Genomic DNA, 24,804 nt, shown 5'->3' with positions numbered 1-24,804 from the left:
CCGGCCGCAGCCGTGGAGAGCGCCAGCGGCAGCACCGCTGCCCGGACATAGTCCAGCCCATCGGGCATCGGCGACGCCATGTGCTCGAGCAAGACGGTGTAGAGCTGAAAACTGCCGGCCGCAGCGCTGGTCCACGCCTTGTCGAGCCCGACAGCATGGCCCAGCACCCGATCGCCGGGCCTGAAGCGGGTGACACCTCTGCCAACGGCGACCACCTCGCCGGCGCTGTCGGACCCCAGAACGAATGGAAACCTGATCCAGGAAAAGAACAAGTCGCCCAGAGCCTGCGCGATCCAGTCGATCGGGTTGATGGCCACGGCGCGGTTGCGAACGACGATCTCGTTGGGCCCGGGGCTGGGCATTGGCGCTGGTCCGACGGACAGGGCGCTCTGTTTCGCCATCTGCCACGCCGCAGCATTGCCTGTTTCAGGGCCAAGGCGCGACGCCTCTTGCGCACTGTCTGCGCCGAATTCTCTGTCGTGAACCATCACTGCCGACCCAATCTTTACACTGTCAATATCTATGTGTGCGGAGCTCCCGGTGGTCAAGACAAATCTTGTCGGTGTAAGGATTGACGATGAAACAGGCTTATCACCACGGCGCATTGCGCGAGGCGCTCATCGCCGCCGCAGGGACCATCCTTGAGCGCGACGGCATCACGGCCCTGACCCTGCGTGCCGCGGCGCGGGAAGCGGGCGTCTCCCACGCGGCGCCTGCCCATCACTTCGGCAGCCTTGCAGGATTGCTGAGCGAACTGGCGGCTGCCGGCTTCGTCCGCTTTCGCGAAACGATCGCGGCGGAAGTCGCTGCCGCTGCGCCGACCCCCGACGCGCGCGCCCTCGCCGTCAGCCGCGGCTATGTCGGCTTCGCCCGTGCCGCACCCGGCCTGTTCCGGCTGATGTTCCGCTCGGAGCAGCTCGACTGGACCAATGCCGCGCTCGAGCGCGAAGGCGCCGCCGCCTTCATGCTTCTGTTGCCGCCGGAGGCTGATGACGGGCCGGTCCTGCCCACGTCGCCGCAGGCGCTGAACACGGCGATGGCGCATTGGTCGATGGTGCATGGGCTCGCATCGCTGCTGATCGACGGCCGGCTGCAGGCGGTCGCCAGTAAGATGCACCCGGGCGTCGATATCGAGCAGTTGATCGCCCAGATCATCCGGACCGGGGCCGGCTGAATGGGGCGCCTACCAGCGGCGCAGGGGAGATCGCCCTTGTCCTGCATCCGGTCGCGGCCTAGCTATGGGATAGAGCGCAAACGGAGGGTTTTGGGACATGAGTGACTTCAACGACATGGTGATGGCCGATTTCCACCGCACCAAGGGCAAGCCCGGCGGGCCGTTCGAGGGCAAGCCCGTGCTGTTGCTGCATGCCATTGGCGCCAAATCCGGTGCCGATCGCACCCTGCCGCTGATGTATCTGCAGGAGCGGCAGGACGACCGCTGGTATGTCTTCGCCTCCTATGGCGGCGCCCCCAGCGACCCGGACTGGTACCACAATCTCATCGCCCACCCCGATATCGAGATCTCGGTTGGCGATGGCAGCGAGATCGAGCGCCTGCCGGTGCACGCCAGCGAGATCGAGGGCGGTGAACGCGATGCGATCTACGCGCGACAGGCGACCCTCTATCCGCAATTTGCGGAATATGAGGAAAAGACCGACCGCACAATTCCCGTCATCGCATTGGCTCGCCGCTGATCGGCCGGACCGCAGAGCAGTGTGAGGCACTGAATTGCAAAACGGCCGGGAGATTTTCCCGGCCTTTTGATTTACGCGCGCAATTGAGCGGCCTACGCTTCGCCTAGAACTCGCTCCAGTCCTGATTGACCGCGGTCTTGGCCCCGCCGCCGAGATAGGTGCTCGCGACAGACTTCACCTTGGCTTGCAGCCGCTTGATGCCCTTGGGCGCCGGAGCCGCTTCCGGCGCAGCCCTCTGCCCTGCGGCATCGACCACGAAGACCGAAACAATCCTGTCGAGCTCGGTGGCCTGCGCCTCGGTCTGCTCGATCGCCGCATTGGTTTCTTCCACCAGCGCCGCATTGTGCTGGGTCATCTCGTCCATCTGGCGGATGGCGGAGGTGACCTCGGCAATGCCGGTCGACTGCTGGCGGCTCGCTGAGGCGATGCCTTCGACCAGCGAGGCGCTTTCGCGTACGCCCTCGAGCATGGTGCCGAGCTTCTGCGAAGCCTCGGCGACCAGCCGCGTGCCCCCGGCCACTTCGCCCGACGACTGTTCGATCAGCGCCTTGACATCGGACGAGGCTTGCGCGGCCGATTGCGCCAGCCGGCGCACCTCGATCGCAACTACCGCAAACCCTTTGCCAGCGTCGCCGGCGCGCGCCGCTTCCACCGAGGCATTGAGCGCCAGGAGGTTTGTCTGGAAGGCGATGTCGTCGATCAGCCCGATGATGTTGGAAATCTTCGCCGAGGATTCGGTGATGCGCTGCATCGCGTCAGTCGAGCGCTCCATGACGTCGCCGGTTTCGCTGGCCGTCTGCGAAACGGACTGTGCCTTTTCACTGGCGCTGTCGGCGCGCTTGGCATTCTCGGAAACGGTATTGGCGAGTTGCTCCATCGCCGCGCTGGTCTCTTCGATCGCCGCCGCCTGCTTGGTGGTGCGTTCGGCCAGATCATTGGCGCCGGTGAGGATTTCGCCCGTCGCCGCCTTGACCGAACCGGATGTGTCGCGCAACTGCCCGACGATATCGATCAGATTGGTGCCCACCGCATTGGTGTCGGTTTGCAGCTTGGCGAAAGCGCCGTGATAGGTGCCTTCCATCCGCTCGGTCAGATCCATACGCGCCAGGGCCGCAAGCACCCGGCCGGTTTCGCTGATGCCGCCATCGACGGTTTCGAGCAGATCGTTGACCCCGGTCGCCACCGACTGCAGGTCTTCATATTTGGGATTGCCCTGGACGCGCCGGCTGAAATCGCCGGCGATGGCATGCTCGACGACATCGGACAGGCTCGCAATCAGCGCGACACCGGCCTCGTTGCGCGCACGCGTCTCTCCAGCACGCGCCGCTTCCTCGACCCCGAGTTCGCTGACCCGGATGGCGTTCTGCTTGAACACTTCGACCGCCCCCGCCATGGCGCCGATTTCGTCGCGCTGCGTGCGGCCGGGAACATCGACATCGAGCTCGCCATCGGCCAGTCGCTGCATCGCGGCGGTCATACCCACGATGGGTCGGGAAATGGCCCGCGAGATGAAGAACGCGAGAACCAGCGCCAGAATGGCGGCGACAACGAAGGTCACGGTCAGCGTCGTCGTCATGCTTGCACGCAGGCTGGCAAGATCCGCCTGGGCGGCTGCCCTGCGCGCCTCGGCCCCGGCCAGCCGTTCGCTGGCGATGGCTGAAGCCTCGTTCACGTCATCTTCGAACGCGTGGATCGTATCGGAGAGGGCCAGAAGTCCCACGGCATAGGCGCCGAACTCGGCGCGATAGACATCGATCGCCTCAGCGAGCTGACGCTGCGTCAGCACGGGCAGCGGCGACAGGGGCAATGCGGCGGTGAACTCGGTAATCGCATCTGCAAATCTGTCGACATATTTCGGGTCTTCGCGCAGCATGAAATCCTTCTCATGCCGGCGCAGCATCAGCATCTTGACCATCAGTCCGTCGAGGTTGAGACCGCCCTCGATCAGACCGTTGAGCTGGCCCTCGACGCCACGCACGCTGGCACGCAGCGAACCCTGCAGACCCTCGTTTTCGTTGAGGCCCAGCTGGGTCAGCTCGGAGACAACCTGTTCCGCGGCGGCGGGCATCGAGCTGAGTGCCGATTGCACCTCGGGTGCGTTGGCGAGACCGGGCAGCAAAGACTGCAGCTCGGCAGCCTCTTCGGTCACCGTGGCCGCACTTTCTTCCGTCGGCTCGATAAGAAAGGCCTCTGTGTGGCTCAGCAGCTCGAGCGCCAAAGTCTGCGCCTCAGCAAGCTCGGCAACACGCTCCGCGGCCTGTTCCGCATCGCGCGACGCGGCGCCAATCCGCGCATCGAGCAGAAAATAGACGGTGGCCACGGCGGCAACCGTGACGAGGGTCACGGACGCCATGACAAGCAGTTTAGCACGCAATCCGAGCTGGAGGGTCTGCAAAGATCTTATCCCTTCGAACACAAAACGCTTCCGATAGTGCCACCCGGAGAGGCGCATTCGAGATACGACGAAGACCCCTGCCCGAGCCGGTAAACTGGAGGCAAAGGTCTAATTTTGCGATAAGCGGCCCCTAAGGGACGAGCGCGGGGCGGCTGGCGCGGACGACGCCGCCGCCGTAGCCACCCGCGCATGCAGTTGAAATCGGGCCCAGCCATGCAGGGATGCGCGCGGGGAGGCGGCATCATCTTTGGGGCGTTGCAGGGCAACGGCCGCACCGTGGGCGACGTGCTGTTCTAAGGGACGCGGCTAGCCCGGCTGCGGCACGCCGTCGGGCAGGTGGCTGAAGACCTCGAGGATGACGCCGAGATCGCGCTCGGTGTCGAGGTAGTGGACCTCGACACCGCTGAACGTGCCGCTGAGGATCGACTGGTGCCCGGCGGCCGCCTCGTCGGCGATCACCTGCTTGAAGTCCGGGGTCCTGACGGCGATGTGGTGGACGCCGCCGGCGCCGTCGCGTTGCGCAAGGAAACGGCCGAACAGGTCATCCGGGGCCATCGGCTGGATCAGCTCCCACATAACGCTGCCGACCATGGTGACGGCGATCTTCGAGCGCCAGTCGCGCGGCTGGCCATAAAGGCGCACATTCTCGGTGTTCTCGGACCCGACCTCCATCACCTGCCAGCCGGTGATGCCGAAGCGTTCGGCATAGCGGCGCGCGGCGATTTCGACGTCCGGCACCACGATGCCGATCTGCATGGTCTGGGTGAAGGCGGGGTCCGATGGCATCGCTGGGTCTCCTCCGGCAGCGGTCATTTAACTTGCAATATGCAAGCATGTTTACTTGCGAAGCGCAAGCGATTTGACTATCAAAAGCCATGGCCGAAACTGACCCCACACGCCGCTCCACCTGTCCTGTAAACGCCGCACTCGAAGTGCTGGGCGACCGCTGGTCTTTGCTGATCGTGCGCGACCTGATGTTCGGCGGCGCGCGCACCTATTCCGATTTCCGCGCGGCGCCCGAGGCGATCGCGACCAATATCCTCGCGAGCCGGCTGGCCAGCTTGCAGGCGGGCGGCATTCTGACCAGCGCACCCGACCCCGAAGATGGCCGCAGGCATCTCTATCGACTGACCGAGAAAGGGATCGCCCTGGCCCCGGCGCTGCTGGAACTCGGGCGCTGGGGCATTGCCCATGAGGGCGCGGAGCCACCGCCGGGGCTGCACGCCGCCTATGACGCAGACCGCGAGGGTTTCATGGCGGCGCTGCGTGCGCGATTGCTGGACGCGCCGTGAAGCCTGCCGCCTGTGCGGCCCCTTGATGGCGGGGTCGCGGCGCGGCTAGGGTGCGGCGGTCATTCTCGCCCTTTCTGGATCTCACCATGCTCGATACGCCCGGCGCCCCGCCCGCACGGTTTCTGCCCGAGGCGCGCCCGGTGGCGCAGGCCTTGAAGCCGTCGCTGATCCGCGATGTCGCCAATGCCGGCATGGGACGCGACGATATCCTGCCGTTCTGGTTCGGCGAATCCGACCTGCCGACGGCAGGCTTCATCCGCGAGGCGGCGATGCACTCGCTCGAACGCGGCGAGACCTTTTATTCGCAGAACCTTGGCCGGCCCTATTTGCGCGAAGCCCTGAGCGGCTATCTGAGCACGCTGCACGGCAGGCCGATTGCGCCGGACCGGATTGCCGCGACGAGTTCGGGGCTGTCGGGTCTGATGCTGGCGAGCCAGATGCTGCTGTCGCCGCGCGACCGGGTGGTGGCGGTGACGCCGCTCTGGCCCAATGTCACGGAAATCCCGCAGATCCTCGGCGCCGATGTGGTGCGCGTGCCGCTGAGCGTGGCGGACGGGCGCTGGAGCCTCGATCTCGACCGGCTGCTGGCGGCGCTGACGCCCGAGACGCGCCTGCTGATCGTCAACTCGCCGAACAACCCGACCGGCTGGACCATCGATGACGCGGCGGTGGATGCGCTGACCGCGCATTGCCGCAGGCATGGCATCTGGATCGTGGCCGACGATGTCTATGAGCGGCTAATCTACGATCCAGCGCGGCGCTCGGCCCCGTCATTCCTGACGCGCTATCAAGACGGGGACCGGATCATTTCGGCCAATAGCTGCTCGAAAGCCTGGTCGATGACCGGCTTTCGCACTGGCTGGCTGGTGCTTCCCGAAGTGCTGCAGGCCGACCTGACCAAGCTGATCGAATACAACACCTCCTGCATTCCCGAGCCGATGCAGCGCGCCGCGACGGTGGCGGTGACCGAGGGCGAGAACGAGGTGACGGCGCTGAAGGCGCGGCTGAGCGAGAGCCGGGCACTGCTGGTCGAGGGGCTGCGCGCCCTGCCCGGCGTAACCGTGCCGGAGGCGGGCGGCGCGATGTATGTGTTCTTTGCGATCGACGGGCAGGACGACACGCTGGCGCTGGCGCAGCGGCTGGTCGCGGAGGTCGGATTGGGCCTCGCCCCCGGCGCCGCCTTCGGCCCGGAGGGGCGCGGCTGGCTGCGCTGGTGCCACTCGGCAACGCCGGCAAAGCTCGCCGACGGCCTCGAGCGCTTGCGGCGTTTTCTGGGCTGAGCAGCGCCTAGTTCAGCGACGCCAGCATCTGGCCCCAGACCCAGCCGCTGCGGCCGTCATCGAGACGTACCCGCGTCCAGCCGCCCTTCGAGGAGAGCGCCGAAACCTCGCTGCCGCCCCGGATGGCGAACAGCTTCTGGCCATGCTTTGAGGGCTGCGAGCGCACGTTGAGCCCATTGACGGCGACACGATGCGTGAAGGTCGGCGCCGCCGGCTCCGGCGCGCTCGGCAGTTCGGTGAAGACCGCGGCTTTCGCCGTCATGTCGACCGAAACGGGCACGGCGCGGGCGATGTTGAAATCGGACTGTTTCACCTCGGGCAGCGACGAGACATAGCCCTGACGCACATTCGCCTTGACTGGCGGCAGTTGCGCGACGGCTACGGAAAGCTCGGAGGCGGTGTAGCTCAGCGCGCCAACGATGACGGCGGTGGAAACCGCCAGCACACCAGCGAAGGCGACGATGGGGTGAAAGGTGCGGGCCATCTGCTGTGTATCCCTCGTACAAGCCATTATGTTCGCGACTAGAATGATCTGGTACCGCACAAGTTCCGTCTTTGCCGCATTTACGCCGTGTTAATCTTAATGTGGCGCTGCGGCGCGCCGGCAGATCCCACCGCGCAGCGGCTTCGCTGTAAGGCTGGTGTCAGGCTGCGGTGCGATCGGCGCGCGTTGGAGAAGTGAGGTCATGCGCATCCTTTTGGTGGAAGACGACGAGGCGCTGGGTGGCGCGCTGCGGGACCATGTGCGCGCCGAAGGCCACGCGGTCGACTGGATGCGCCGGCTCGACGACGCCACCGAGGCACGCGCCGCGACGCCCTATGATCTGATCCTGCTCGATCTCGGTCTGCCGGATGGCCGCGGGCTCGATTTCCTTCGCGCCTTGCGGCGCGAGGGCAAGGCGACCCCGGTGATGATCCTGACGGCGATGGACCAGCTGTCGATGCGGATCGACGGGCTGAACGCCGGCGCCGACGACTATCTGGTCAAACCCTTCGATCTCGACGAGCTGATTGCCCGGCTCGGCGCCGTGGCGCGCCGCTATGCCGGCAACCCCAATCCCCTGTTGCAGCTCGGGCCGCTGGAGCTCGACCTGGCGCACCGGCACGTGGCGCGCGACGGCAAGCCGCTGGACCTGACCGGGCGCGAATGGGCCGTGCTCGACCGGCTGGCCCAGCACCCCGGCCTGCTGGTGTCGCGCAGCCAGCTCGAGGATGCGCTGTTCGCCTTTGGCGCCGAAGTCGAATCCAATGCGGTGGAGGTCTATGTCAGCCGGCTGCGCAAGAAGCTCGGCGCCGGGCTGATCCATACCGCGCGCGGGCTCGGCTATCGCCTGGCGGCAGAGCAATGAGACCATCGCACCACCGGCCGCCCAGCCTGACCCGCCGCCTCATCCTGTGGCTGACGGCAGGCGCCGCGCTGCTGTGGCTTCTGGGTGCGCTGGCCTCGGCCGCCGTGTTGCGCGGCGAACTGGCGGAAGCCTTCGACGCCGGACTGCGCGAGACTGCCGAACGGCTGATGCCCCTGGCGGAGGACACGCTGGACGACCGCGACGGCGACCGTGATGCGCCCTTCGATCGCGGCTTCGACCGCCGCTATGGCATGCGGCCCGGGGGGCACCGTGAGAGTGAATACATCGTATATCAGCTGCGTGACCGCGACGGCCGAATCCTGATGCTGTCGCATGATGCGCCCGACAAGCCATTTGACGTGCCCCTGACCGACGACAGCTTTGCCGATATCGACGGCTACCGGGTGTTCACCGTGGCGAGCCGAAACCAGCGGCTGTTTCTCCATGTGGCCGAGGAATTGGAGCACCGCGACGAGACGCTGGGGGGCGCGATCCTCGCCCTGCTGCTGCCGCTCGTCGCCATGCTGCCGCTATCGGCGCTGGGGATTTTCTATGCGGTGCGACGCGGGTTGCGCCCCGTCCATCAGCTGAGCGCGGCGGTCGCCGAACGCCATGCCGCCCATCTCGATCCGGTGCCCACCGACACACTGCCCCTCGAGCTGCGCCCCATGGCCGAGTCGGTGAACGGGCTGCTCGACCGGCTGCGTGCCGCGCTGAGCGCCGAACGCGCCTTCGCTGCCAACAGCGCCCATGAAATGCGCACCCCGATAGCCGGCAGCCTGGCGCAGGTGCAGCGGCTGATTGCTGAACTGGCCGACGGGGCGCCACGCGAGCGGGCCCGGCAGGTCGCGCAATCGCTGGCCCGGCTCGGGGCCTTGGCCGAAAAGCTGCTGCAGCTGGCGCGCGCCGAGGCTGGCATGGCGCCCGCCGCGCCGCATGACCTGCTGCCGGCCCTGCGCCTGCTCGCCGCCGACCGAGGCGCGCGCGTGACGCTGGAACTGACCGAAGGGGCGAGCCTTGCCGCCCCGCTCGATATCGACGCCTTCGGCATCGTCATGCGCAACCTGATCGACAATGCCCTCAGCCATGGTGCGGACGGCAATGTGACGATCCGGCTGGCCGCCGACAACGTCGTCGAAGTGCTGAACGCCGCCAAAACGGTACCGGCCGAAACCCTCGCCAAACTGGTGCAGCGTTTCGAGCGCGGCGATGCCACGGCGCCGGGGACAGGGCTAGGCCTCGCCATCGTCACGGCCATTCTGGCGCAGGTCGGCGGAACGCTGGAGCTGCTGTCGCCCGCACCGGGACGGGCGGACGGCTTTTGCGCCCGCCTGACCCTGCCGAGGGGCTGACCGCCCTACTCGACGGCGACGATCTTGTAGCGCGCGCCGGCCGTGACCGGATCGCCGGGGTAGAGATTGTTGAGGATGTAGAACAGGTCCTTGCCGCGGCTCATGCCGGCCATCCTGGCAGCCAGCGTATCTGCCGTGTCGCCGCTGGTTGCCACCACGGTGCGCACCGCGAGCTGACGGACCTTGGCGAGATCCTTGCTGGTGGTGGCGCGGAAGCTCTTCAGCGTCGCATCGGCCGCCTTGCGGAAATCCGCCGTGTCGTCCTTGGCCGCGAAGATGAAGCGGAACACCTGGCCCTCGTTGCGCACTACCGCGACGCGGAAATGCCATTGCGGCGTCACCGCAATACCCGAGGCCATGTCGAAGCCATTGGTCTTTTCGCGCTTAACCGTTGCCGGCTGCAGGCCTGCGATCCAGCCGGACTTGAGATAGTCCTCGAGCCCCATCGACGCCGGGACCTCGGCGCTGTCGAAGCGCACCGCCTCGCCCTGACCGGCGACGCCGACCACTGCGCCTTTGGACATCTGCAGCGAATAGCCGGCCGGCACCGAGAAGGTGAACTTCAGCTTCGGATTGATGTAGCTGCGGCCCGCGATGGCGCCATGCGCCGGGCTGTCGCCGAAAGTGATGCCGTCGATGCCGTTGAGATAGGCCTCGCGGTCGGCCTCGCCCAGCCCGGGCGCCCCGAAGGCGCCGCGTGCCGTCTCGACCGCCTTCTGGATGCGGTCGGGCGTCGAGGGATGCGAGGAGAGAAAGTCGGCCTCCTGCCCGGCGTCACCCGCCGAGAATTTCGCGAACCGGCCCATGGCGCCCAGAAAGCGCGCCGCCGCATGCGGATCATAGCCCGCGCGGCCGGCAATCATGATGCCTTCCTTGTCCGCTGCCAGCTCCTGCTGCTGGCTGAACGCGGCCATCGAGACGCGCGAGCGATTGGCGGTCTGGTCGGTTTCGAGATCGGCCCCGAAGACCCCCGTCACCACCTTGTCGACGATCTCGTTGGTGCGCGCCCGATTGGTGCGCGCCCGGGCATGGCGCAGCGTCACATGCGCGATTTCATGCGCCAGTACGGCGGCCAGTTCGGAGGTGTCGGAGGCCAGCGCCAGCAGGCCGCGCGTGACATAGACATAGCCCCCCGGCAACGCGAAGGCATTGACGTCGGCGGTGTCGAGCAGTGTGACGGTGAATTTCTGGTTCGGCTGATCGGCAGCGGCGAGCAGCCGCCCGACGATGCGGGCCACCGCGATTTCGGCCTGCCGGTCCGAATAGATGCCGCCATAGGTGGCGAGGATGCGCGGATGTTCGCGCCGGCCGATGACGTCGTCTTCGCTCTCGTCGCCCGTTGCCTGTACCGGCGTGGCGCCGTTGCCGCCGGTCATGACGGTCGGGGCGAGGCTTGAACAGCTCGCCAGCAGCAGCGCCAGGCCGGCGCCCGCCAGAGCCATGTGAATCCGTGAACTCATCGGGTGGCCAGAACCTCGATCTGCTCGGGATGCGTCACATCGATCCGCGGCCCGTTGTGCACGTCGATCCAGCCACGCACCCGCACCAGGGCATCCTCGAGCCGCAACGGATCGAGCCCCAGCGAGTCAAACAGACGCAATGCACCGCCGTCGATCACCGCAGTGAAATCCTCTTTGAAGGAACGACCGAAATTGAGATAGACGCGCCCACCGACCTTTTCGGCACTGAGCAGACGACCTTCGACCAGTTCGTAATGACCAGCGCGCCCTGCAAGTTGCATGGGGCGATCCGCACGTCGAACGCTGTAATAGGGATCAGCCCAGATGCCAAGCTTCATCGCGCGGGCCCGGCTTTCGGTGGCCAGCAATTCGGCCACGCAGCGCCGGTTGTCGGGAAACGAATAGACCCGCGCCATGCCGGCCGCCACCATTTCGTGCTGCACCCACACGGTGGGTGTCGCGGCATCGGGGCTTTCGACGAACAGCTGGCCCAGGGCGCGGCCGTGGCGATCCCACTGCTCGCCGCCATGCATGACGCGCACCCGTTTGCCATCGACCAGGGCTGCGAGCGCCTGTTTCGATTCGGTGCCCATGGGCCAGGCTTCGAACCCCTCGCGCCCCAGCGGCAGCTTGGGGGCCTGCATGCCGATCAACCGCACGGCGACATCATTGTCGAGCAGCACGGTATCGCCGTCGCTGATCGACACCACCGTGCCAGCCGGCCCCTCGGTCAGCCCGTCGCAGGCCGCAGCAAGGCTCACCGGCAGGCTCGCCAGCAGCGCCAGGGCAGCAGTTTTGAGTTTGGTCGTCGCCAGCAATTGAGGCCTCTGTCCACTTCTGAGGATGCAGCATGTAATTGCGGCGAAATTGTTCGGCAATTGTCTATAATAGAAACTGTGTGGCCAGCCGGCCACCACATTGCGGCCATGTGAAATCGAAACGGAGTCGGGGCCATACCATCGCTTGCCGAGCTGACCGTTCATGCTGCCAGCTATCGACAGACCCCGCGCGCCTTTCGCCGGCACCTGCGCAGCGCGGCCCGGCTGTGGTGCCAGGGACAGCGCCAGATCCGCGCCTGGGCGCCACATCTCGCCAAGGCCCGCGCGCTGATCGACACCATGATCGACGACCTGCCCGACCGCCGCACTGTCGTGGTGCTGGGCTCCGGGCCGCTGTTCGAACTGCCGCTCGAATCGCTTGCCCGGACCTTTGACGGCGTCATGCTGGTCGACCGGATCCATCTGGCGGCTGCCCGCCGCCGCGCCGCCACCTATTCCAACGTCATCTGCGAGTGGCGCGATCTGTCACCCTCGGGCAGCGCCAGGCCACTGGGTTTTCTCGACCAGATCCCGACCCTCGACTGGGTGATATCGGCCAATCTGGTCACCGAACTCGCCCGCGGCCAGCCCGCTGAGATGCGGCAGCAGACCGTCGCCGCCCATGTCGAAGCGCTGGGCCGCCTGCCCTGCCCGGCGACCCTGATCACCGACCTCGACTATCGCGTCTTCAACCGTCACGGCGTGGTGCTCGACAGTGCCGACCTGCTGTACGGCTATCCTGTGCCGCGCAGCGGCTTGCGCTGGAAGTGGGAGGCGGCGCCGTTCGGCGAGGAACATCCCCACACCCGGCGCGTTCACACCGTAGCGGCATGGCACGATTGGCGGCATGCCGAGACCGGCTGAGATGAAGGCGATCACGTGCATCTCAGCGCAAGGAGGGTTTCGCGACGGCCCCGTATTTGCTATCCACCGAGCCCGTGTGGCTCCGTAGCTCAGTTGGATAGAGCACAGGATTCCTAATCCTGGGGTCGTGGGTTCGAATCCCGCCGGGGTCACCAGTATTTCATTCAGTCGGGGGCGCCCGGCGCACCCTTTGAAGGACCACCAAGACTCATGCCCCCCATCAAGCTGATCTCTGCCCTGGCCATCGCAACAGCGCTCGCCGCCTGCTCCCCCGGCAGCGGCCCGCAGCTTTCGCCGGGGCTCACCGCTCCGATGAACCAGCCCGGGGCACAGCTGAACCGCGTCGATGCGCTGTTCCTGCTCAACGATTATCGCGCCCAGAACGGCGCCGGTCAGGTCCGCGGCGACACGCTGCTGGATTCCTCGGCCCAGTCGCTGGCTGCGGCCTATGCCAAGACCGGTGCCCAGCCCAAGCTGCCCAATGGCGCCGTCGCCATGCGTCTCAGCGCGGGCTACGCGACCTTCGCGGAGACCTTCTCGGGCTGGCGCAATACGCCCGCCGATGCCGCGGCGCTCGCCGATCCGCGCGCCAAGCGCGCCGGCCTCGGTGTCTCCTACGACCCGAACTCGAGCTATGGCGTCTACTGGGTGCTGGTGCTTGACGACTGAGACCGTCGCGCTCGACTGCCGCGGGCTGCGTTGCCCGCTGCCGGTCCTGAAACTCGAGAAACGGATCGAAACCTTGCCAAAAGGCGCGCGGCTTGAGTTGCGCGCCACCGATCCGATCGCCAAGATCGATATCCCGCTCTACTGCCGTCAAAACGGCCACGACTGCACCAGCGCGCCGGATGGCGAAGGCCTGCGGTTTCTGATCGTAAAAGGCTGAGGCGCGGATACCGCCTATTGGGCGGCGGCGAGCGATGCCGAGGCCTGCGGGGCCCAGCCGGGACGCGGGCGTGGCAGCGGCACATCGTCGACCAAAACGCCCAGATTCGTTACCGTATAGCTGACCCCGTCGATCTGATCGGTGAGATAGCTTGGCTGGCCCTTGAGGCCCAGTGGATAGGCAGCCTCGCGCTCGGCGACATAGGCCTTCGAGTCCTTGCCGCAGATCTGCGAGCGCATGTTGACCGGCGATGCGGCGGCATTGCGAATGCTGACGACGCTGCGGCCATTGCCTTTGACCGACCCAGACAGCCCCTTGAGCACCAGTTCGGCTGCCATCTCGTTGCGCTCGCGCGAGGACACGCCGCCGAGCACCACGGCCAGCAGGGAGCGTCCGCCGCGCTCGACAGTCGCGACGATGTTGAGACCAGAAGCGCAGACATAACCGGTCTTCATGCCGGTGGTGCCGGCAAAATGCTCGAGCAGGCCATTGTTGGACTGGAACCGTGCCTTGCCCATCTTCACCAGCTCGGTGCCGAACATAGGCAGATACTGCGGAAAATCGCGCCGGATATAGAGCGCCAGCATGGCCAGGTCGCGCGCTGAAGACACCTGCGCTTCGTTGTGCAGCCCGTGCGGATTGACGTAGTGCGTCGCGGTCAGGTCCATGGCGTCTGCCATGCGGTTCATTTCGCCGACGAACTCCGGCACCGAGCCGCTCACCGCCTCGGCGATGGCGACCGCAATGTCATTGGCCGATTTGACCACCAGCAGATAGAGCGCATCGCGCATGGTGATGTAGGAGCCGACCTTGAGCCCGGACTTGCTGGGTGCCTGGTTCCAGGCGTTCTGCGAAACGCGGATCGGCGTATCGAGGCTGATCCGCCCCGCCTTGATGGCCGCGAAGGCGACATAGGCTGTCATCAGCTTGGTCAGCGACGCCGGATGCCACGGCTGCCCGGCCTCCTTGTCATAAAGGACCTCGCCCGTGCGGATATCGACCAGCAGCATGGGATTGGCCATTGCCGGGCCAAGCGCAGCGAGGACGCTGAGGGCGATGCAAAGCGCCCTGAGGCGACTAACGAGGAAACGTGACAAGGGGCCTCCCGCAGACCGGAACGGCTGAATCTGCCCAGCCTTCTACCAATCGTGCGCATTGTGCTCAACCGGGGGGCTCTTCGGTCAAGGGATTTTGAACGTTTTGCGGCTCCGGCACTCGGTTCACGGTGCGCAACATACAGCGGCGCGCCCTAGTCACAATCAGTAACCAGCTCTATAAGAGGATGAACCAGACAACCGGAAAGGCCGCGAAATGGCATTAGGGTCCTCAGACAAGGTCGAGACCTGCAACGCGATGGGGGACATCCTCAATCGCATCGGCGACAAGTGGAGCGTGATGATTGTCGGCTTTCTGGCCCGCAAGAAGATGCGCTTCAATGAGCTGCGCAACGCCATCGGCGGCATTTCGCAGCGCATGCTGACGCTGACCCTGCGCAACCTGGAGCGCGACGGGCTGGTGACGCGCACCGTGTTCCCCGAGATCCCGCCGCGGGTCGAATATGAGCTGACCGAGCTCGGCCGCACCCTGACCGGCCCGCTGGAAGCCCTGTGGGACTGGGCGGAAGCACACCAGAGCGAGGTCAGCGTGGCGCGCCGCCGCTATGACCTCGACCACGCCGAAGCCGCCGACAAGCGCCCGCCGGAGCGCCGCTATGCCGGGGCGGAACGCTGAGCGCGGCAACCCGCCAAAGCCTCGTCGGTGACCTGAGACGCCTCGGCCTCGCGGCCGGGGACGTCGTGATGGTTCACGCCAGCCTCAGGGCCGTCGGGCCCGTGGTCTCGGGCGCCGAGGCGATCATCGCCGCGCTGCGTGACGCCATCGGCCCCGACGGCACTCTTCTCGTCTATTGCGACTGGGAGCAGGACATCTGGGATCTCGATGAGCCCGATGATCTTTCGCTCACCACGCTGACGGCCCGGCCTGAGGCACGGGAGACGGCAATCGCCTTCAATGCCGCCAGTGCCCGCGCCAGCCGCGACTATGGTGCGCTGCCCGAACTGATCCGCACCCTGCCCGGCGCCATCGCCAGCGCCAACCCCGGCGCGCGCTGTGCCGCGATCGGTCCGCGGGCCGGCGAGCTGACCGCCGGCCATGCGCTCGACTATGGCTATGGCGAAGCCTCGCCCTTTGCGCGGCTGGTGGCCGCGGGCGGCAAGGTGCTGATGCTGGGCGCGCCACGCGACACGATGACCCTGCTGCACCATGCCGAGCATCTGGCGACGGTGCCGGACAAGCGCCGGGTGCGCGTCGAATATCCCTTTGCGGCCGACGACGGCAGGATCGCCTGGCGCTGGGCCGAAGAGTTCAACACCGGCGTGCCGGTGATCGCCGGACTGGCCGACGACTATTTCGCCGAGGTGGTGACGGACTTCCTCGCGACCGGCGAAGGGCGGACGGGGAAGGTCGGCAACGCCGACTGCGTGCTGGTGCCCGCCGACGGGATCGTCCGCTTCGCCGTCGACTGGCTGGAAAGCCGCTGACCGCTCAGGGACTCTGGTGCTGGCCCGGCGCGACCGGATGAGGCAGAGTCCAGCCGAAATAGACTTCGATGACCTGCACCAGCCCGTCGCGGACCGTGAAGATCTCGGTATTGCGGTTGCGCCGGCCGTCGTGGAACGTGCCGTCATAGGTGACGACCACAGTGTCATCCTGGGCGACGACGCGGCGCAGATCGAACCGGGCGATCATTTCGTGCGCCGGCCAGCAGAGCGCGAAATAGCTCTCGCGGTCGATGCCGTTGTCATAGGGGCTGACGAAGCGGAACCCCGTCGCCAACAGCCGCTCCAGCGCGGCCCTGTCCCCCGCCTCGAATGCCTTGAACACGGCACAAGCAATATCGGCATTTGACATCGGCTTTCCCTCCTGACGTCAGCGACACTCGACTGCGGCGGAGTTCTGCGCAAGCCGCCGCGTCACGCGGCGACTGCCGTCACACCAGCGCGTGGATTTCCTTTTTCCGCCACCAGCCGAAATAATAGCTGGCCTGCAGCAGCATCATCGCGACGAAGCTGCAGCAATAGCCGACCCAGACGCCCGGCAGGCCGAACATCTGGCTGAGGATCAGCGCGGCCGGGATTTCCACCACGAGGATGGCGCCCAGCGACAGCGCCATCGGGATCCACACATCGCCCGAAGCGCGCATGACGGCGGAGAACACCGAGCCGAAGCCGAACATCACGACGCTCCAGAGCACGATATGCAGCAGCGTTTCGGTCATCTCGATCACCTTGGGATCGGTGATGAACAGCATGACGAGGTTCTGCGAGAACAGATAGGCGATCAGCACCAGCCCGCCGGTGAACACCAGATTGACCCCCAGCGCCGTGCGCGTCACGCGCTCGACCTGGTCGTTTTCCCGTGCGCCAATCGCCTGGGACGCAAAGATCGAGGCGGCAATGGAAATCGACATGGCCGGGAACTGCACATAGCTCATCACCTGGTTGACCGCGCCATAGGCCGCCGTCGCCTCGGAGCCGAAGCGGTTGACGATGCCGACGATGACGATCGCCGACAGTGAGGAGACGACCATGCCGACGCCGGCCGGCACGCCGAGCTTGAGGATCATGCCCAGCAGTTTGACGTCGATCCCAAGCCGGGCGAACAACTCGCGGTCGGGCGCCATCGGGCTTTTGCGCCAGTTGAGATAGAAATAGAGGAACACCAGAACGACGACGAAGCCGGCGATGAAGGCGACGGCCGCCGAGATCAGCCCCAGCTGCGGCAAGCCGAGCCAGCCGAGGATGAAGGCTGGCGTCACCACCAGCCCGACCGCGACGGACAGTATCAGCGCAAACAGCGGCGTCATGGTGTCGCCGACGCCGCGCAGCGTCGAGGTGTAGATCAGAAAGACGAAAAAGCCCGGCATGCCCATCAGCATGACCCGGCCATAGCTGGTCGCCTGATCGACGATATCCTGCGGCGCCCCGAGCAGGTTCATCAGATCGCGCGTGAAAAATCCGCCGACCACGGCGATGACCAACCCCAGAATAAAGGCGGCGGTCAGCGTCGTGCCCTGCACCTGCTTGACCTTTTCGATGTTGCGCGCGCCCCAGGCCTGACCGATCAGGATGGTCGACCCCGATGCGAGGCCGACGACGAAACTGATCAGGAAGATCATGATCGGGAAGAACACGGCGATGGCGGCGAGCGCATCGACGCCGATCAGCTGACCGACGAAGATCGCGTTGATCGTCCCCGACATCGATTGCAGGATATTGCTGAGTGACAGCGGCAGCAGAAAGATCACGAAACGCTGCCACAAAGGGCGCGCGCTGGCAGGACTATTCACTTGAAGACGCCTCCGACGACAGGACCATGGCGTGCAGTCACGCTACAGATCGGGGGCGAAATGGCCGGCGGTCTGGGCCTCTTCACATCCCTGATGGGACGCAGGCGGGTCGGAGCACGGAACTTGACAGCACTGTCGGCTATGTAGCCATCGGCCACCAGCCCGTCAACCGAACCGCCACCGGCATTTTTCGGCACCGCGCAGCGATGAAAACTGTCGCCGCGGCAGCGCCCAGTCGCGTAAGACTTGCACCATGATCTCGCCTGCCCGCACCACCACGGTTCCGTTCTGGCTCGGCATGCGCCTGTTCGTGCCGATCGCCATTTCCGTCGCCGCCTATGGCGTCGTGTGGGGCGTGCTGGCCGGCCAGGCGGGCATGACGGCGCTCGAAGTGCTGCTGATGAGCGCCCTGGTGTTTGCCGGTGCCAGCCAGTTCGTGGTGCTCGACATGTGGACGCCGGGCAGCCTGCCCATCGCCTCGATCATCATCGCCACCGCCATCGTCAATCTGCGGGTCCTGCTGATGACGGCCTCGCTGAAGCCGCTGGCCGCGCATCTGCCGCTGCCACGGGCGCTGGCGGCGATGTTCCTGGTCTCCGACGAAAACTGGGCACTGACCATGACCGAGGTGCGCAACGGGCGCGGCAGCATCGCCTTCCTGCTCGGCGCCGGAACCCTATGCTGGGCCGCCTGGCTGTTGTCGACCATGGCCGGCCGGCTGCTCGGCGCCTTCATCGACGACCCCAGGACCTATGGGCTGGATTTCGCTTTCACCGCCACCTTCATCGCCCTGCTGCTCGGCATGTGGAAGGGCCGGGGCGATCTGGTGCCCTGGCTCGTCGGCGGGCTGGTCGCCATGGCCGTCAGCCAGTGGATCGAAGGCAATTGGTATATCATTGCCGGCGGCCTCGCGGGCAGCTTCGCCGGCGCCGTGGTCGAAATGCGGAGGGCGCCACGCGATGCCCTCTGAGCTGATCTCGACCGAAGCGCTGCTCGCCATTCTCGGCATGGCCGCGGTGACCTTCGCCATCCGCGCCGGTGGCTATCTGCTGGCGAGCCGCCTGCCCACCACCGGCTTCGTCGCCGCCTGGATGCGGCATCTGCCCGGCGCCGTGCTGGCCGCGCTGGTGGCGCCGGCGCTGATCGAAGGTAGCCTGCCCGAGTGGCTCGCCGCCGCCGCGACCGTTGCGCTTTATGTGCTGACGCGCAGCCTGTTCGCCGCCATGGCCGGTGGCGTCGCCACGGTGTTTGTCGCCCGCCTGCTGCTCGGCGTCTGAGCGCCCCTCAACGGCCCACTTGCCTTGTGACTTCTGCCAATGCTAGTGGCAGTGCCGCGCCCCTGTGGTGGAATTGGTAGACGCAGGGGACTCAAAATCCCCCGCCGCGAGGCGTGTCGGTTCGAGTCCGACCGGGGGCACCATTCCTTTTTCTTCACCCAAAATCGACCCTAACACCTTGAACGGAAAGGATAAATCTGCCGTTCTAAAACCTTCACCCCGGTCATACTCTAATCTGCGCGCGAAGGTCAGTTTCAATACTGTTCTACGATCTTCCAACCTGTCAGACGCCCATAGATTCCAAGGGTTTGAGAGAAAATCCAGTGCCGTTCTAAGTGTGTCTTCGAAGCTGCTCGCTGGACGACCGTAATTGGCCATACGTTCCTTGATGGCAAACTTTTCTTCTTCGAGCTTTTGGACCCGGTCCTCGTAGGCTGAGATCACACTCGGAACATTGGCGTCTAGAATCCTCTCCAGGAAACGAGACACCTCCCGCTCGATTTTGACAAGCTGTGCAGACAGCGCCTGCGATTGGGCATCTGCCTTCGCAAGGCGGCGGTCCCACAAATCCTTGAACATTGCCCGCGCTACACGAAACAGGTTTTCGGTAGGTCGGACATTTCGCAAAAGCTTCTCGAATTCGCCCTCGAGCTTTTCGCGGCGTATCGACTTGCCATAGCTGTCACAGCCGCGTTTTTGACACAGGTAGTAGGGGTATCGGTAATGAGAACCTGTGGACCAACACGCAGACAGCGGACCACCGCAATCTGCGCAGGTCACAAACCCGCGTAGCGGAAAATCCTCGTTGAGGTTCTTTCGACGGGGAGCACGCCCGGTGTTGTGCAATCGCTCTTGAATGCGTTGATACATTTGAAAGCTGATAAGCGCATCGTGCTGGGCGGGTCGCATTGCGAGGCCCCACTTTGGCGCTTCGATGTAGCCGGCATAGGCGCATTGGTTGAGCAGTTGAAAGACGCGATGATTGCGGACGATCCCGGTCCCATCCTTTGGAAAGATAGGATGGGTTTGTAGAAAGCGCATCACGTCCGCCTGCATTTCAAAGCGGCCCATCGCGTAGCCTTCAAGAGCTTCCTGGACAACCGATGCTACGGGCTCATCGCGCTTGAGCATTTTCCCACGACCGGGGACATTTTGATATTTGTATCCAGTCGGTGCCTGAAAAACCCAATAGCCATTCATGACTCTGGCGCGCATGCGGTTCTTCGTCTGCTCGCCGTTCTTCTGGCGCTGATGCTGCGAGACACTTGCCAGCAAGTTTTCAACGAGGATCGAATCCGGGTCCTCTCCAAATTCAATCGACGGGGATTCAAGAATGCCACCGGCTTTGGCGATTGAGGATCGAGGTTTTGGATGCACTGATGGACTCGTTCTTCGATATGATGGCGCATGATGTTGGACAAGATGGCGATACTAACGATGAACCGTCTGACAGCGGAGAAAAGGGACCGTTAGGCTGAGTGCAAGATGTGCGGGGTAGTACCCGCAATCTTGGCAAGGGGGCCGCTGCGCGCCCCCGTTGCATCCCCCAGGCCGTGGCGCATGACGAGGCATCGAGCCTCTTATGCGCCAACAACCGTATCGCCGTTTGACCACTCGCGGGGAGACTTCGCTCTCCCCACACCCCATCGAGCAAAGGGCGTTCCTGCCCTTATGCAATCCTGACCAACCGTTTGCCGTTTGGATGCCGCCAGCGTCTGCCGCTGGAGCGCACCATGCTTTCGCGCATGGAGGCGACCGAGAGATTTCGCTCTCCCGGAGCCCATCGCCCAACCGTGCACTGATTGAACGTCGCCAGCGTATGCCACTCGACAGCTCTCGTACTTCACCCGAAAGCACTCAGGGTGCTATCCAATCTCTCGAAACTGTACCCCTGCTTCTTCCAGTTTCTCAAGGAACCGTGTGACGTTTTTAAACCCCCTGGAATCTCTGGTTAGCGAGAAGCGTATCCGTTCGCGAGCGCGCGACAGCGCCACGAAAAATACGTTCACATCATCAGCACTGTTCCAGAATGCATCGTCATTGAATTCCGTGAATATGACCGTGTGATATTCAAGCCCCTTGGACTTGTGGATAGTCATCAGCTTAACGGCATCCCGGCCCTCAAGGTTCGCAATCACTGTTGCCCAGGTCGCGGCTCCATCGCTGCACTCGGCATAGAACGATGCGAACGCTGCAATTACGGAATCGAGGTGTTCACGGTTCTGATAGTCCTTGAACGTCCGCGCAAGCTGGTCTCTGCGCCCCTCAGTGAAGGCTACAGCAGATAGCTCCTCTGCTGCCACCTCCGAAGGCGCTCTCCCATCCGTAATAGCAGTGACGGCTGCGACCAAGTCTTGTACAGTACGCAGGCTTCTTGCGGCGCCCTTATCCGTTGTAACATCAAGCTCATCGAGGTTCGCGATCAGGTCCCTCGCCACCTGGAAGGGACCGCCGTCTCTGACCCCGTGCGTCATCTTTAACAGCGCAGTGATGAAAAGAAAGACAGGTTCCTTGATGGTATCTTGGACAGAGATCGGGCCAAGCGACCGGGCCTCGTTTCTAAGGCGCAGGCCGTTGGCGGCGAAATAGGGCGCCATTCTTGTTTCCACGGCATCAGCCCTAAGCCGAGCAAGGATGGCAAAGTCGTGAGGCCGTAAGTCAGGATTGCTAGCGAGAGAGTCTCGCATGAAGTCAGCGATGGCTTGTCCTTCGGAGTCCCGGTCGGGAAAAATCCAGCCCTCGACGGCATCGGGCGGAGGCGCCGCATCGCGTCTTCCGCTTTCAGTGCGAACTAATTCTTCTTCGGTGACCAAGCTGGAAAGCGCATTGATGAGATCAACGATCGCCGAGTTTGACCTGAAGTTGAAAAGAAGCTTACGGTTGACTGCGCCAAAGTCTTGATCGAATTTGCCAAATATGCCTGGCAGGGCGCCGGCCCAGCCCATAATTGCCTGCTTGGTGTCCCCAACGGCGGTGACGATCGTCTTCGTTCCGTGAAAAATCTCGCGGAAAAGATCGTACTGCTGCCCCGTCACATCTTGGAACTCATCCAAGAAGACGTGGGAATACGTGCGGGCAATCGCATTCTTTACGGAGACTTCGCTCCGCACGATGTGGGTTGCAAGCAGCATAATCATGTCGAACGATAAGGTTGAAGGTCGCCTAGCTAAATTGACCTCCCACCAGCGGCGCCGGACAAGTTCCTGTACTGACGGCTCGGGCGTGCTGAGGTTGGGCAGCCTCCGCCCTAGAATGTCGGATGCCTGGGAGAAGTTGTAGGTGCCGACCTCGGGATGATTGTCACCCTCGCTTCTCTGAAACTCCTCCCAAGAGTCCCTGTTGGGAAAGATAACCTTGTAGTCGGGTGTGGGAAGCAGCGAGTTATCAAGCGCTTCTCGAAACTGATCGAGAGTTCTCTTGGCAAAGGCGTGGAGGGTTATGGACTCAAACCTGCTGGCGGTCTCTGGCTCGCAGCGCTGAGCCACACGGTCTCTCAGATTGCGTGCCGCGTCTACCTTAAAGGCGATTGCCAGTATTCGCTTTGGCCTAGGGCACATGCCGGTATTGAGAAGGAAGGCAGCACGCTGAGCGAGTAGCTCCGTCTTGCCCGCACCAGGTCCAGCAAGAACGGAGATCGACGAGGGGGACCTCACGACTTCGAGTGCAGTGCCTTCAAGGGTAATGCCGGGGGTTGGCTTCCATTCTTCGGGGCGTACAAACATGGCTACGCTCCTGCACCGGCAGAGGGCGCTATCAACGACTTCGCGCGATCGATGAGGGCTGCGAGCGGTTCCGGGCACGCCTCCTTCAGTCGTTCATTGGTCAGTTTGGCGAAAGCGACGAGGTGCGATCCTGGCTTCGACTTAGACTTGAAGAGCTGATTGTACTTGAAGAGCGCCTCTTCAGAGATCGCTTGCCCGGCGGGGGTGAGCTCAGCGTTGCCTTTTCCGGCGTCACCAAACACTGCCTTAGGCAGCTTGGAGTTGTCGGCAGTTGCATCATACGCGGGATGGGTCACGTATGCTTCAGGAAATGCCTTCAGCATCATCATGTCTAGGTCGAGGGGCGATGAGTAGAAGATATTGTTAGCGCGAAGCCACTTGACCCAAACGTCGAAGTTTTCATTTGTGAGGCCACTGTTGTCGGGCATGGCAGCTACGGTTGCCGGGATGTAGGTTGGTGGAGTGGTGGCGGGCTGCTGCAATAGCTTCGGAACAAAATCGTCGCCAAGCTTTGTCAGCCAGGTGACTGCATTCTTGATACGCCCCATGCCGCCGCCGTAGCGCCCAAGATCAAAATCGAGCAGGGTGATGTGGGGTATCGCAAGGCCGTTGAGGAGCTTCCACAGATGCTGCGCATGCCTGCCTCCGATTGAGACATAGGCTACAAAAGATGGATCTAGGCTCGTGCCAAGCGCCTCGGCCATCTTCGGGATCACGATGCGTTCTGTGTCACCCTCGCCGATAATAACAAGCCTTGCAAAGTACACTTCTGGGTTAGCTAGGATGACCTGCTGGACGAACTTGTCTTCCTCACTCTTCTCGGGAGGGAGAGGCAGTGGCAGTACGCTGGACTGCAGGGTTTTTTGGCAATTTCTGAAATAGAGAACGTGGCGGGGCTCAACCCGCGAAAGAATACTCGTAGCATGACTTGTCACGATCGATTGAGCTGAATTGCTGGCATTGAGCGTGTCGAGAAGTGCCATTAGCCGCGGAAGATAAAAGGGCGACAAATGGTTCTCTGGCTCTTCAAGCGCAAAGACGGTTAAGGGGGGATGCGCGAAGTCGGCCGCTTTGAAACCCTTTATCGCTTTCGGTAGGGCGCCCTGCATCTCCCACACAAGCTTATGCAGTGTTGCGGCTAGCGCAAAGTACAAGAGTGACATTTGCCCCTCGCTGAGCTCTCCCAGTTGACGCATGCCACCGCCAGGCGCTTTGTCGAACTTGAGGGTCAGCTCGCGGATCAGCTTTTCAAATTCCACGGCCACGACACTTAGCTTTGGTGATGCATCGTAATGCCCGTCGTGAAGCGCAGACCAAAACCCGTGCAGTCGCTCTGTTACATCCTTGATAGCATCAGTTTCATTGATGTTTTTCTCGAGTTCTTCGGCGAACTTGAGTGATTTCTCCTTTGTATCGTCGCCCCAATCCGCGGACCATTCCAATCGTTGAAGCACATTCTTCAAAGCGAACTGGCTAACGCCGCGAGAGTCCCGTTGTGCTGGGATATAGATCACTTCAGCGTATTGAGTGGTGCGCCCCCGGAGCGGCGTCTTGCGCTCGTCGTCAGGGCCGAAAGGAACCGCATCAGTCGTATTTACAGAGTAAAGCTTGATCTCGATGTTATCCTCTATCGATTCCGAGCGGAGATAGAGACCTTCAAGAACGATCCGGACCTTCATCGACTTGTCTGCTGCGTTGAAAAATAGATCGTTGAATACAGCGGTCGTGTCATCTCCGTCGGCTTCAAAGCCGAAAATCGCGTCGATAACGAGCTCGCGCTCCTTTAGGTGAAGCACGTCTTCGCCAGGCCCGAAGTGGATGTCCGATCGGCGGATTTGACGTTCCGCAGAGACCGGCGAGAACAAACGTTTGAGAGCTTCCAACGCGGCTGTCTTGCCAGAGCCGTTGTTTCCTACGAACGCATTCGTTCCGGGGCTAAAGCGGATCGTGACGGGTCTATCCCCGTAGCAGCGGAAGTTCCTTATTGTAATACTCTCAAGATGCATTTACCCCCCCAACGGATTTAATTAGGTTAAACGTGTTGTATTGAGCAAGAAATCGCAATCA

24 protein-coding genes, 2 tRNA genes and 1 pseudogene are annotated in these 24,804 nt (G+C 63.7%); 15 read left to right on the top strand and 12 right to left on the bottom strand.

Features of this window, described 5'->3' with window-relative positions; genetic code table 11:
• Positions 1 to 362: alcohol dehydrogenase catalytic domain-containing protein (locus ACN0TK_RS01610; RefSeq protein WP_417307678.1), on the bottom strand; the 362-nt coding region annotated here is incomplete at its 3' end.
• Positions 363 to 577: 215 nt separating this feature from the next.
• On the opposite strand from ACN0TK_RS01610, the gene ACN0TK_RS01605 reads away from it, so the two are divergent.
• Positions 578 to 1,174, top strand: a complete 597-nt coding sequence (locus ACN0TK_RS01605) for a TetR/AcrR family transcriptional regulator (protein WP_417307677.1) — start codon at positions 578 to 580, stop codon at positions 1,172 to 1,174.
• Positions 1,175 to 1,271: 97 nt separating this feature from the next.
• Positions 1,272 to 1,694: a nitroreductase family deazaflavin-dependent oxidoreductase gene (locus tag ACN0TK_RS01600; protein ID WP_417307676.1), complete on the top strand. Its 423-nt coding sequence runs from the start codon at positions 1,272 to 1,274 to the stop codon at positions 1,692 to 1,694.
• A 103-nt stretch (positions 1,695 to 1,797) separates the two neighbouring features.
• Here ACN0TK_RS01600 and ACN0TK_RS01595 read toward each other — a convergent pair whose 3' ends face one another.
• Positions 1,798 to 4,089, bottom strand: a complete 2,292-nt coding sequence (locus tag ACN0TK_RS01595; RefSeq protein WP_417307675.1) for a methyl-accepting chemotaxis protein — start codon at positions 4,087 to 4,089, stop codon at positions 1,798 to 1,800.
• Positions 4,090 to 4,395: 306 nt separating this feature from the next.
• On the bottom strand, positions 4,396 to 4,875 hold the full coding sequence (locus tag ACN0TK_RS01590; RefSeq protein ID WP_417307674.1) for a VOC family protein: 480 nt from the start codon (positions 4,873 to 4,875) through the stop codon (positions 4,396 to 4,398).
• 89 nt (positions 4,876 to 4,964) lie between these two features.
• Here ACN0TK_RS01590 and ACN0TK_RS01585 point away from each other — a divergent pair, with 89 nt between their 5' ends.
• Both ACN0TK_RS01585 and ACN0TK_RS01580 read left to right on the top strand, forming a co-directional pair.
• On the top strand, positions 4,965 to 5,381 hold the full coding sequence (locus ACN0TK_RS01585; protein WP_417307673.1) for a winged helix-turn-helix transcriptional regulator: 417 nt from the start codon (positions 4,965 to 4,967) through the stop codon (positions 5,379 to 5,381).
• 86 nt (positions 5,382 to 5,467) lie between these two features.
• Positions 5,468 to 6,661, top strand: a complete 1,194-nt coding sequence (locus ACN0TK_RS01580) for a pyridoxal phosphate-dependent aminotransferase (protein ID WP_417307672.1) — start codon at positions 5,468 to 5,470, stop codon at positions 6,659 to 6,661.
• A gap of 7 nt (positions 6,662 to 6,668) precedes the next feature.
• Here ACN0TK_RS01580 and ACN0TK_RS01575 read toward each other — a convergent pair whose 3' ends face one another.
• Positions 6,669 to 7,145: an SH3 domain-containing protein gene (locus ACN0TK_RS01575; RefSeq protein ID WP_417307671.1), complete on the bottom strand. Its 477-nt coding sequence runs from the start codon at positions 7,143 to 7,145 to the stop codon at positions 6,669 to 6,671.
• A gap of 202 nt (positions 7,146 to 7,347) precedes the next feature.
• On the opposite strand from ACN0TK_RS01575, the gene ACN0TK_RS01570 reads away from it, so the two are divergent.
• The gene (locus ACN0TK_RS01570; RefSeq protein ID WP_417307670.1) at positions 7,348 to 8,010 is read left to right on the top strand and encodes a response regulator; all 663 of its coding nucleotides are present in this window, start codon (positions 7,348 to 7,350) and stop codon (positions 8,008 to 8,010) included.
• Entirely contained in the window at positions 8,007 to 9,362 is a 1,356-nt protein-coding gene (locus ACN0TK_RS01565; RefSeq protein WP_417307669.1) for a sensor histidine kinase, read from the top strand. The genes ACN0TK_RS01570 and ACN0TK_RS01565 overlap by 4 nt, the downstream gene beginning before the upstream one ends.
• Positions 9,363 to 9,367: 5 nt before the next feature.
• Here the strand turns inward: ACN0TK_RS01565 and ACN0TK_RS01560 are convergent, their stop codons facing one another.
• Together ACN0TK_RS01560 and ACN0TK_RS01555 are read right to left on the bottom strand one after the other, a co-directional pair.
• Complete coding sequence (locus tag ACN0TK_RS01560; RefSeq protein ID WP_417307668.1) at positions 9,368 to 10,822, bottom strand: M48 family metalloprotease; 1,455 nt, start codon at positions 10,820 to 10,822, stop codon at positions 9,368 to 9,370.
• Positions 10,819 to 11,640 (bottom strand): thermonuclease family protein, encoded by an 822-nt coding sequence (locus tag ACN0TK_RS01555; RefSeq protein WP_417307667.1) that lies wholly within the window; start codon positions 11,638 to 11,640, stop codon positions 10,819 to 10,821. The genes ACN0TK_RS01560 and ACN0TK_RS01555 overlap by 4 nt, the downstream gene beginning before the upstream one ends.
• 300 nt (positions 11,641 to 11,940) lie before the next feature.
• On the opposite strand from ACN0TK_RS01555, the gene ACN0TK_RS01550 reads away from it, so the two are divergent.
• From ACN0TK_RS01550 to ACN0TK_RS01535, 4 genes are all read left to right on the top strand, one after another.
• A complete protein-coding gene (locus ACN0TK_RS01550) occupies positions 11,941 to 12,504 on the top strand; it encodes a hypothetical protein (RefSeq protein WP_417307666.1) in 564 nt (187 codons plus the stop codon).
• Between the two features lie 78 nt (positions 12,505 to 12,582).
• Positions 12,583 to 12,659: transfer RNA gene (locus tag ACN0TK_RS01545), tRNA-Arg, on the top strand.
• 55 nt (positions 12,660 to 12,714) lie between these two features.
• Positions 12,715 to 13,173 (top strand): CAP domain-containing protein, encoded by a 459-nt coding sequence (locus ACN0TK_RS01540; protein ID WP_417307665.1) that lies wholly within the window; start codon positions 12,715 to 12,717, stop codon positions 13,171 to 13,173.
• Entirely contained in the window at positions 13,163 to 13,390 is a 228-nt protein-coding gene (locus ACN0TK_RS01535; protein ID WP_417307664.1) for a sulfurtransferase TusA family protein, read from the top strand. Before ACN0TK_RS01540 ends, ACN0TK_RS01535 begins: the two co-directional genes overlap by 11 nt.
• Positions 13,391 to 13,404: 14 nt before the next feature.
• On the opposite strand, the gene ACN0TK_RS01530 is transcribed toward ACN0TK_RS01535, so the two are convergent.
• Positions 13,405 to 14,487, bottom strand: coding sequence for a D-alanyl-D-alanine carboxypeptidase family protein (locus tag ACN0TK_RS01530; RefSeq protein WP_417307663.1), 1,083 nt, complete (start codon positions 14,485 to 14,487; stop codon positions 13,405 to 13,407).
• A gap of 214 nt (positions 14,488 to 14,701) precedes the next feature.
• Between ACN0TK_RS01530 and ACN0TK_RS01525 the strand changes: the two genes are divergently transcribed.
• Together ACN0TK_RS01525 and aac(3) are read left to right on the top strand one after the other, a co-directional pair.
• A complete protein-coding gene (locus tag ACN0TK_RS01525; protein WP_417307662.1) occupies positions 14,702 to 15,121 on the top strand; it encodes a winged helix-turn-helix transcriptional regulator in 420 nt (139 codons plus the stop codon).
• Positions 15,118 to 15,930 (top strand): aminoglycoside 3-N-acetyltransferase, encoded by an 813-nt coding sequence (gene aac(3), locus ACN0TK_RS01520; protein WP_417307768.1) that lies wholly within the window; start codon positions 15,118 to 15,120, stop codon positions 15,928 to 15,930. The genes ACN0TK_RS01525 and aac(3) overlap by 4 nt, the downstream gene beginning before the upstream one ends.
• Positions 15,931 to 15,934: 4 nt before the next feature.
• On the opposite strand, the gene ACN0TK_RS01515 is transcribed toward aac(3), so the two are convergent.
• Together ACN0TK_RS01515 and ACN0TK_RS01510 are read right to left on the bottom strand one after the other, a co-directional pair.
• Entirely contained in the window at positions 15,935 to 16,300 is a 366-nt protein-coding gene (locus tag ACN0TK_RS01515) for a nuclear transport factor 2 family protein (protein ID WP_417307661.1), read from the bottom strand.
• Positions 16,301 to 16,379: 79 nt separating this feature from the next.
• The gene (locus tag ACN0TK_RS01510; RefSeq protein WP_417307660.1) at positions 16,380 to 17,696 is read right to left on the bottom strand and encodes an MATE family efflux transporter; all 1,317 of its coding nucleotides are present in this window, start codon (positions 17,694 to 17,696) and stop codon (positions 16,380 to 16,382) included.
• A gap of 295 nt (positions 17,697 to 17,991) precedes the next feature.
• On the opposite strand from ACN0TK_RS01510, the gene ACN0TK_RS01505 reads away from it, so the two are divergent.
• From ACN0TK_RS01505 to ACN0TK_RS01495, 3 genes are all read left to right on the top strand, one after another.
• Positions 17,992 to 18,708, top strand: a complete 717-nt coding sequence (locus tag ACN0TK_RS01505) for an AzlC family ABC transporter permease (protein WP_417307659.1) — start codon at positions 17,992 to 17,994, stop codon at positions 18,706 to 18,708.
• Complete coding sequence (locus ACN0TK_RS01500) at positions 18,698 to 19,015, top strand: AzlD family protein (protein WP_417307658.1); 318 nt, start codon at positions 18,698 to 18,700, stop codon at positions 19,013 to 19,015. The genes ACN0TK_RS01505 and ACN0TK_RS01500 overlap by 11 nt, the downstream gene beginning before the upstream one ends.
• Positions 19,016 to 19,073: 58 nt before the next feature.
• Positions 19,074 to 19,158: transfer RNA gene (locus ACN0TK_RS01495), tRNA-Leu, on the top strand.
• Between the two features lie 490 nt (positions 19,159 to 19,648).
• Here the strand turns inward: ACN0TK_RS01495 and ACN0TK_RS01490 are convergent.
• The 3 genes and pseudogenes from ACN0TK_RS01490 to ACN0TK_RS01480 all read right to left on the bottom strand — a co-directional run.
• A pseudogene (locus ACN0TK_RS01490) lies at positions 19,649 to 19,885 on the bottom strand (zinc ribbon domain-containing protein); the annotation flags it as partial.
• Between the two features lie 995 nt (positions 19,886 to 20,880).
• On the bottom strand, positions 20,881 to 22,737 hold the full coding sequence (locus ACN0TK_RS01485) for a UvrD-helicase domain-containing protein (RefSeq protein ID WP_417307657.1): 1,857 nt from the start codon (positions 22,735 to 22,737) through the stop codon (positions 20,881 to 20,883).
• A gap of 2 nt (positions 22,738 to 22,739) precedes the next feature.
• The gene (locus tag ACN0TK_RS01480; protein WP_417307656.1) at positions 22,740 to 24,743 is read right to left on the bottom strand and encodes an ATP-dependent nuclease; all 2,004 of its coding nucleotides are present in this window, start codon (positions 24,741 to 24,743) and stop codon (positions 22,740 to 22,742) included.
• Between the last annotated feature and the right edge of the window lie 61 nt (positions 24,744 to 24,804).

Origin of the sequence: Devosia sp. (genome assembly GCF_048261455.1) — a bacterium.
Taxonomy (GTDB): Bacteria; Pseudomonadota; Alphaproteobacteria; order Rhizobiales; family Devosiaceae; genus Devosia_A.
Note: the sequence above shows the minus strand (reverse complement) of the source record. Positions and strands in the feature narration are given on the sequence as shown.

What these genes read in the sequence shown, in the direction of transcription:
- ACN0TK_RS01605 (WP_417307677.1), top strand. Translation starts at nt 578, where the DNA reads ATGAAACAGGCTTATCACCACGGCGCATTGCGCGAGGCGCTCATCGCC.
- ACN0TK_RS01600 (WP_417307676.1), top strand. Translation starts at nt 1,272, where the DNA reads ATGAGTGACTTCAACGACATGGTGATGGCCGATTTCCACCGCACCAAG.
- ACN0TK_RS01590 (WP_417307674.1), bottom strand. Translation starts at nt 4,875, where the DNA reads ATGCCATCGGACCCCGCCTTCACCCAGACCATGCAGATCGGCATCGTG.
- ACN0TK_RS01585 (WP_417307673.1), top strand. Translation starts at nt 4,965, where the DNA reads ATGGCCGAAACTGACCCCACACGCCGCTCCACCTGTCCTGTAAACGCC.
- ACN0TK_RS01580 (WP_417307672.1), top strand. Translation starts at nt 5,468, where the DNA reads ATGCTCGATACGCCCGGCGCCCCGCCCGCACGGTTTCTGCCCGAGGCG.
- ACN0TK_RS01575 (WP_417307671.1), bottom strand. Translation starts at nt 7,145, where the DNA reads ATGGCCCGCACCTTTCACCCCATCGTCGCCTTCGCTGGTGTGCTGGCG.
- ACN0TK_RS01570 (WP_417307670.1), top strand. Translation starts at nt 7,348, where the DNA reads ATGCGCATCCTTTTGGTGGAAGACGACGAGGCGCTGGGTGGCGCGCTG.
- ACN0TK_RS01565 (WP_417307669.1), top strand. Translation starts at nt 8,007, where the DNA reads ATGAGACCATCGCACCACCGGCCGCCCAGCCTGACCCGCCGCCTCATC.
- ACN0TK_RS01560 (WP_417307668.1), bottom strand. Translation starts at nt 10,822, where the DNA reads ATGAGTTCACGGATTCACATGGCTCTGGCGGGCGCCGGCCTGGCGCTG.
- ACN0TK_RS01550 (WP_417307666.1), top strand. Translation starts at nt 11,941, where the DNA reads ATGATCGACGACCTGCCCGACCGCCGCACTGTCGTGGTGCTGGGCTCC.
- ACN0TK_RS01540 (WP_417307665.1), top strand. Translation starts at nt 12,715, where the DNA reads ATGCCCCCCATCAAGCTGATCTCTGCCCTGGCCATCGCAACAGCGCTC.
- ACN0TK_RS01525 (WP_417307662.1), top strand. Translation starts at nt 14,702, where the DNA reads ATGGCATTAGGGTCCTCAGACAAGGTCGAGACCTGCAACGCGATGGGG.
- ACN0TK_RS01515 (WP_417307661.1), bottom strand. Translation starts at nt 16,300, where the DNA reads ATGTCAAATGCCGATATTGCTTGTGCCGTGTTCAAGGCATTCGAGGCG.
- ACN0TK_RS01505 (WP_417307659.1), top strand. Translation starts at nt 17,992, where the DNA reads ATGATCTCGCCTGCCCGCACCACCACGGTTCCGTTCTGGCTCGGCATG.
- ACN0TK_RS01500 (WP_417307658.1), top strand. Translation starts at nt 18,698, where the DNA reads ATGCCCTCTGAGCTGATCTCGACCGAAGCGCTGCTCGCCATTCTCGGC.
- ACN0TK_RS01485 (WP_417307657.1), bottom strand. Translation starts at nt 22,737, where the DNA reads ATGTTTGTACGCCCCGAAGAATGGAAGCCAACCCCCGGCATTACCCTT.
- ACN0TK_RS01480 (WP_417307656.1), bottom strand. Translation starts at nt 24,743, where the DNA reads ATGCATCTTGAGAGTATTACAATAAGGAACTTCCGCTGCTACGGGGAT.